This is a genomic window from uncultured Idiomarina sp. (assembly GCF_964010655.1).
GTDB lineage: Bacteria > Pseudomonadota > Gammaproteobacteria > Enterobacterales > Alteromonadaceae > Idiomarina > Idiomarina baltica.
In genome coordinates this window covers 1-2,914 of record NZ_CAXGLS010000089.1, presented here as the reverse complement: position 1 = coordinate 2,914, position 2,914 = coordinate 1, and the positions used below count along the sequence as shown (strand labels likewise).

Below are 2,914 nucleotides of genomic sequence, written 5' to 3'. Positions count from 1 at the left end.
GTGTCGGCATCGTGGTCACGACCAAAGCGCGCCATTTCTAAAGAATCCGCGACACACCCGCCGGTTTCCTCGGCTAGCGCCTGGATTTCGGGATCGGTGTAATAATGCGCGACGAGTACTGCGTTGTTGTCTTGCAGTAATTGTTTTATGCGCGCTTTGTATTCCGCCTTTTGCTCATCCGTTAAGGGTTTGGGCTTAGGTGGAAATGCGTAATCTAAGTTATCGACCGTTTGAATAGCTGACATGATGTTACTTCGTTTGGATGTTCGTTTTATTTACGTATGTGTGATTATATCGGATTTCAAGGGTGGCGGCTAATATGTTGGGTGTTCTGGGCAATCGGGGATGATCTTTTCTTGCGCAAGATGCGCAAGTTACGTCGGTGCGGCGAAAGCGCGAGGTGCGTCGGTGCGGCGAAAGCGCGAGGTGCGTCGGTGCGGCGAAAGCGCATGGTGCGTCGGTGCGGCGGTGCGGCGAAAGCCCGAGGTAAAAGAGGTGGTGGGTTGTGCAGGATTCGAACCTGCGACCAATTGATTAAAAGTCAACTGCTCTACCAACTGAGCTAACAACCCATTTCTTTCTTGCGCAGAATGCGCAAGGTACGTCGGTGCATGAGCGCCGAGGGCGCGAGGCAGAAGAAGTGGTGGGTTGTGCAGGATTCGAACCTGCGACCAATTGATTAAAAGTCAACTGCTCTACCAACTGAGCTAACAACCCACTTTCTGGTACTGCCTTCCGCTGCCATTTGTCCTTGGCAACGGCGGCATAGTTTACTTAAATAACGCTGTGATGCAACTGATAATTTCAGTTTTTTGTCTGACTGCTTACAATTCGATCAGTTGTTGTACCGATGTTACAGGTTAGACAGGCGTTGCTTTGCCAAATTCGCTTCGGTACTGTCCGAGTATTCGGTCAATACTTGCTGGTAAAACGTCTTGGCATCGGCGGTTTTGCCCTGCTCTGCTGCGATAACACCAAGCTTTAACAAGCAGTCTGCGCGCTTGTTGCTGTCGGGGTAGTTATCCACCACTTGTTTAAAGTGGTCGTGCGCTTTTTGGTATTCTTGCTGCGCGTACAGCAACTGACCTAACCAGTAATGTGCGTTGGGCACGTACGTTGAGTTTGGAAAGTTTTGCAAAAACGACTCAAATGCGGGTATAGCGGCATCGTAGCGTTTATCCTCAAGTACTAAGGCGATGGCTTTATCATAAGCATCATTTTCGCTCATATTGGCGCTGTAGCCGTTATTTCCGCTACTTGATGGGTTACTCGCACCTTCATTAGAGGTCGGCACGGTTTGCATATCGTTCATGCTGTACGATGCTCCGCCCCCTTGTTGCTTAAACTGACTAAAGCGACGGTCGATCTCTTGATAGATTTCCCGTTGACGCTCAAGTAGTTGCTCAAGGCGATACTCATGCTCTTCGGTAATCCCCCGTAGCTCTGCAACGTCTTGTTGCAAAGAAGAAAGGGTGTTGAGCATTTCGAGCTGAGCACCTTGGCGTGCATCAAGCATGCGCTCGATGGTGGCTAGACGTTGCTCAAGTGAACTGGCTGATTGATTTAGGCTGGACACTGGTGCCTGCGCCATAGCGGCGGCAGGCATCAGTAGACAGATAGCCAACAATGATTTTTTCATGAACTATCCGTTATTTAGTTAAACGTCGAGTGGCGATTAGTAAACCAATACTGCGCGACGGTTTTTAGCGTACGCACGTTCGTTCGAAGCGTTAACTAACGGCTTCTCTTCGCCATAAGAAACGGTTGAGATTTGTGAATCTTGAACACCTAAGTTCACAAGGTAGTCTTCAACCGCTTTAGCACGACGCTCGCCCAATGCGATGTTGTACTCTGGCGTACCGCGCTCGTCGGCGTGACCTTCGATAACGATAGTAACGTTCGGATTTTTGACTAAGTAGTCAGCATGAGCGGCTAGCAACTCTGCGTACTCAGACTGAACGCTTGAACGGTCAAATGCAAAGTAGATAATGTGCTCTTTGCGCAGCGCTTCCATTTGCTCTTCACGCACTTCTTCAGGGGTTTTAGCACGGTCAGCAGCACCGACTTGAACGCCTGATTGAGAACCTGATTCAGTGGTTTGGCCGGTTTCTTGGCCTGAACCCATGCCTGAGTCAGTTGTTGATGTAGAGCTACATGCGGCTAAAGTTGCCATTGGAACGGCAATCGCCAGAGCTTTTAATAATTTGTTGAGCTGCATCCTAATGATCCTTATCGTTATCCAGTTGATCAAACCGTTCGGTTTACTAAACTTTTTTGGTTAAAACGTTTTTGGTTAATACGTTGTCTTATTGAAAATTGCACAATTTTGCGCACCTTTTCATAACTTATATAGCACTTTTACAAGCACTTACATAAATGGCGACCACGATGGCGATTTCACCTCGCCGCTACTTGCCGGTAAACGCGCTTTAAAACGCCCGTCTGTCGACACTAACGCTAACACTTGTTTGTTATTGTGGGTAGTGCTGTAAATCACCATACTGCCATTTGGCGCCACGCTAGGCGACTCATCCAATGCTGTGCGAGTTAACACTTGCATTGTACCCCGCGGAAACTCCTGCCGCGCGATGTGATAGTTACCGTTAGTGCGGTTCACTAAAATCATCGAATCACCCGATGGCATAACCGTGCCACCTAGGTTTTGCTCACCCTCAAAGGTTAAGCGGCGCACGTCACCTGACGATAAATTTACGCTATATAACTGCGGTCTTCCACCTCTTTCTGAAGTGAAGACAATAGAGCGACCATCAGGTGTCCAACTTGGCTCAGTGTCAATCGTACGATTACGCGTCAAACGTTGCAAGTTTTTGGTCTTAAGATCCATGACATACAACTCAGGATTGCCATCTTTTGACAATACCATGGCCATTTTGTCGCCTTTTGGAGAAAAAAC

4 protein-coding genes and 2 tRNA genes are annotated in these 2,914 nt (G+C 48.3%); all 6 read right to left on the bottom strand.

Going from position 1 to position 2,914, the window contains the following annotated elements; all coding sequences use genetic code 11:
• On the bottom strand, nt 1-245 hold a 245-nt coding region (nadA, locus tag ABNS04_RS12360), incomplete at its 3' end, for a quinolinate synthase NadA (protein WP_272978166.1).
• A 251-nt stretch (nt 246-496) separates the two neighbouring features.
• A tRNA-Lys gene (locus tag ABNS04_RS12355) sits at nt 497-572 on the bottom strand.
• 69 nt (nt 573-641) lie between these two features.
• Nucleotides 642-717, bottom strand: a tRNA-Lys gene (locus ABNS04_RS12350).
• A 136-nt stretch (nt 718-853) separates the two neighbouring features.
• A complete protein-coding gene (ybgF, locus tag ABNS04_RS12345) occupies nt 854-1,639 on the bottom strand; it encodes a tol-pal system protein YbgF (protein ID WP_272978165.1) in 786 nt (261 codons plus the stop codon).
• Nucleotides 1,640-1,675: 36 nt separating this feature from the next.
• On the bottom strand, nt 1,676-2,218 hold the full coding sequence (pal, locus tag ABNS04_RS12340; RefSeq protein ID WP_006954945.1) for a peptidoglycan-associated lipoprotein Pal: 543 nt from the start codon (nt 2,216-2,218) through the stop codon (nt 1,676-1,678).
• Nucleotides 2,219-2,368: 150 nt separating this feature from the next.
• On the bottom strand, nt 2,369-2,914 hold a 546-nt coding region (locus ABNS04_RS12335; protein ID WP_348671591.1), incomplete at its 5' end, for a DPP IV N-terminal domain-containing protein.